This window comes from Methylobacterium aquaticum, from assembly GCF_001043915.1.
GTDB lineage: Bacteria > Pseudomonadota > Alphaproteobacteria > Rhizobiales > Beijerinckiaceae > Methylobacterium > Methylobacterium aquaticum.
Genome location: NZ_LABX01000441.1, coordinates 1 through 2,786, shown reverse-complemented (window position 1 = coordinate 2,786; position 2,786 = coordinate 1). Strand labels below are relative to the sequence as shown.

The 2,786-nt window shown below is 72.8% G+C and carries 3 protein-coding genes; all 3 read right to left on the bottom strand.

Going from position 1 to position 2,786, the window contains the following annotated elements; all coding sequences use genetic code 11:
* On the bottom strand, positions 1-358 hold a 358-nt coding region (locus VP06_RS33090; protein WP_048468072.1), incomplete at its 3' end, for a DUF5682 family protein.
* Positions 359-366: 8 nt separating this feature from the next.
* A complete protein-coding gene (locus tag VP06_RS33085; protein ID WP_048468071.1) occupies positions 367-1,455 on the bottom strand; it encodes an ATP-binding protein in 1,089 nt (362 codons plus the stop codon).
* A gap of 127 nt (positions 1,456-1,582) precedes the next feature.
* Positions 1,583-2,786 (bottom strand): DUF5691 domain-containing protein (locus VP06_RS37590; protein WP_048468070.1); only part of this gene is annotated, 1,204 nt, incomplete at its 5' end.

The window sequence follows — 2,786 nt, the reverse complement described above, 5'->3', positions numbered from 1 at the left end:
CCGGCGCGGCATCGCCCTCCGGGGACGCACCGAAGCCGTCGGCGAGCTGGATCGCGTGCGGCAGGTCGATGAAGCGGATCGCGGCGCCGGCCGCCAGCCCGTGGCGCATCGCCACCCATTCGGGCGAGAAGGCCGCGAAGGGGAAGAACGCGCAGTCGCGCGGCCGGTCGGGCCGGTAGACGAGGAGCGCCACCGGCGGCGCCATCGCGTCGTGCGCCGCGAGGGGGATCAGCGCGTCGGCATCCGGCGGTCCCTCGATCAGCAGGCAATCGGGCGCGAACTCGGTGAGCGCCGCCTGGAGCGAGCGGGCCGAGCCGGGGCCGTGGTGGCGGATGCCGAAGAGGCGGATGTCGGGCATCGCTCAGGTCACGCGCCCGCGCGGGCGGCCCTATAAAAATCCTTCCAGCCGTCGCGCTCCTTGACCACCGTCTCGAGGTACTCGCGCCAGACGATCGCGTCCTGCACCGGGTCCTTCACCACCGCGCCCGAGATGCCCGACACCAGATCCCTCGCCGAGAGGCGGCCGTCGCCGAAATGCGCCGCGAGCGCCAGCCCGCTGCCGACGACGCTGATCGCCTCCGCCGTCGAGAGCGTGCCGGAGGGCTGCTTGACCTTGCTCTTGCCGTCCACCGTCACGCCCTCGCGCAACTCGCGAAAGATCGTGACGACGCGGCGGATCTGGTCGGCGCCCGGCGGCTCGGCCGGAATCTCGAAGGCGCGGCCGAGCGAGGCGACCCGGCTCTCGACGATGGCGATCTCCGCCTCGATCGTGGCCGGCGGCGGCAGCACCACGGTGTTGAAGCGGCGCTTGAGGGCGCTCGACAATTCGTTGACGCCGCGATCCCGGTTGTTGGCCGTGGCGATGAGGTTGAAGCCCTTCTGCGCCGGCACCTCCTCGTTCAGCTCGGGGATCGGCAGGGTCTTCTCGGACAGGATGGTGATGAAGCTGTCCTGCGTCTCGGACGGGATGCGGGTCAGCTCCTCGACCCGGGCGATGCGGCCCTCGTTCATCGCCCGCATCACCGGCGAGCCGACCACCGCCTCGCGGCTCGGCCCCTTGGCCAGCAGCAGCGCGTAGTTCCAGCCGTAGCGGATCGCCTCCTCGCTGGTGCCGGCGGTGCCTTGCACGATCAGCCGCGAGGTGCCGCAGATTGCCGCCGCCAGGTGCTCGCTGACCCAGCTCTTGGCGGTGCCGGGCACGCCGAGCAGGAGCAGCGCCCGGTCGGTGGCGAGCGTCGCGACGGCCACCTCCATCAGGCGCCGGTCGCCGATGTATTTCGGGGTGACCTCGAAGCCGGAGGCGAGTTTTCCGCCGAGCAGATAGGTGACGACGGCTTGCGGCGACATCTGCCAGTTCGGCGGGCGCGGCCGGTCGTCGGCCTGCCGCAGGGCGGCGATCTCCTCGGCGAAGGCGTCCTCGGCGGCTTGGCGAAGCTGCGCGGCTTTGGTCGTCATCCTCGGGCTGTCTCCCTGCATGTCATATGCTTTCCGCTCGATCGCTTCGCGATGCGGAAAGCGGCTTCGCTCCTGCGCCGCGCGGGCCGGTGAGACGCTTTCCGGGAGATTCCTTCCGGAAAGCGTCTCACGATTGGAACTCGCGCCGGATCGCGACGCGCATGTCGAGCGTTTCGGTCAGGCTGGCGACCTGCTGGCGCAGGCGGTCGTTGCCCTCGTCCTCCGGCAGCCGCGCGGCAAGCGCCGCGGCGGTCGCCGCGATGTCCTCGCCCGGCCACAGCCGTTCGCCGAGGCCGGCGATCCGCCAGGGCTTGGCGAGGTCGCGCCGCAGGCTCTCGGAGCCGCGGACGACGAAGGCGAGCCAGTCGATCAGCGCGGCGCTGAACCGCTCGGAGAAGGCGTCCGGGCCCTTCTCCAGCATCGCCAGCACCACCTCGATCTTGCGGGCGCGGATCAGCTCCGCGACCGTCGCCTCCCACTCGGCCGCGGATAGAAGGTCGACGGCCTGCACCCACCGGCCGAGCAGCTCGTTGGTGCGCCGGATGCCCGACACCTTGCCCTCGTATGCCTCGGCCAGAAGATCGATGGCGGCCCGGGTCCAGGCCGGGTCGCGCTCGCGCGCCATCGCCTCGAACAGGCCCCGGACGATCGGCTCCGACCATTCGCTGCGCATGGCCAGCTCGATCCAGAGCCGCGGTGGATGGCCCGCGAAGGCGTGGAGCGGGGTGCGCGCCAGGATGTCCCGCAGGAGCCCGGCCCGGATGCCGCCGCCGCGCTGCTCCCACGCATTGGGGGTGACGCCGTCGCGGGCCAGCGTGGGGGATTCCTCCGGGAGCGTCACGACCAGTTCGGGCGCCGCGCTCCGCAGCAGACGGGCCTTGCGCTCGATGACGAGGGCGGCACTCGCCCGCACCGCCATACGCGAGGCGTAGAGCGAGCGGGGGAGGCGCGGCAGCAGGCGCTGCGCCGCCTCGCGCACGCCCCCGGCGCGGTCGTCGAGGCAGGATTCGAGGAACGGCTCATCGGCCGGCGACAGCCCGGTCCACAGGGCGCCGACCAGCGCCTCGCGGGCATCGGCCTTCTCCTTGCGGAAGACCGCCTCCAGGGCCGTCCGCGCCCCCTCCGGGTCGCGGGCCCGGAAGGCCGCGAAGGCGGGGCGGCGCTCGGCGACGCTGCCCTCGGTCCAGTCGGCCGGTGGTTCGGCCGCAGGACCGTCCCGGTCCTCGCCGCAGGCGGCGGCGAGCCAGGCGAGGTCATGGCCGACGACGGTGGCGGCCGTCGCCGGCAGGTGGCCCGCCTGGAGCATCAGGGCCTGGTGCAGCCAGGCGGGC

Bases quoted from the DNA above. Each gene is read 5' to 3' on its own strand.
- VP06_RS33085 (WP_048468071.1), bottom strand. From the start codon at position 1,455: ATGACGACCAAAGCCGCGCAGCTTCGCCAAGCCGCCGAGGACGCCTTC.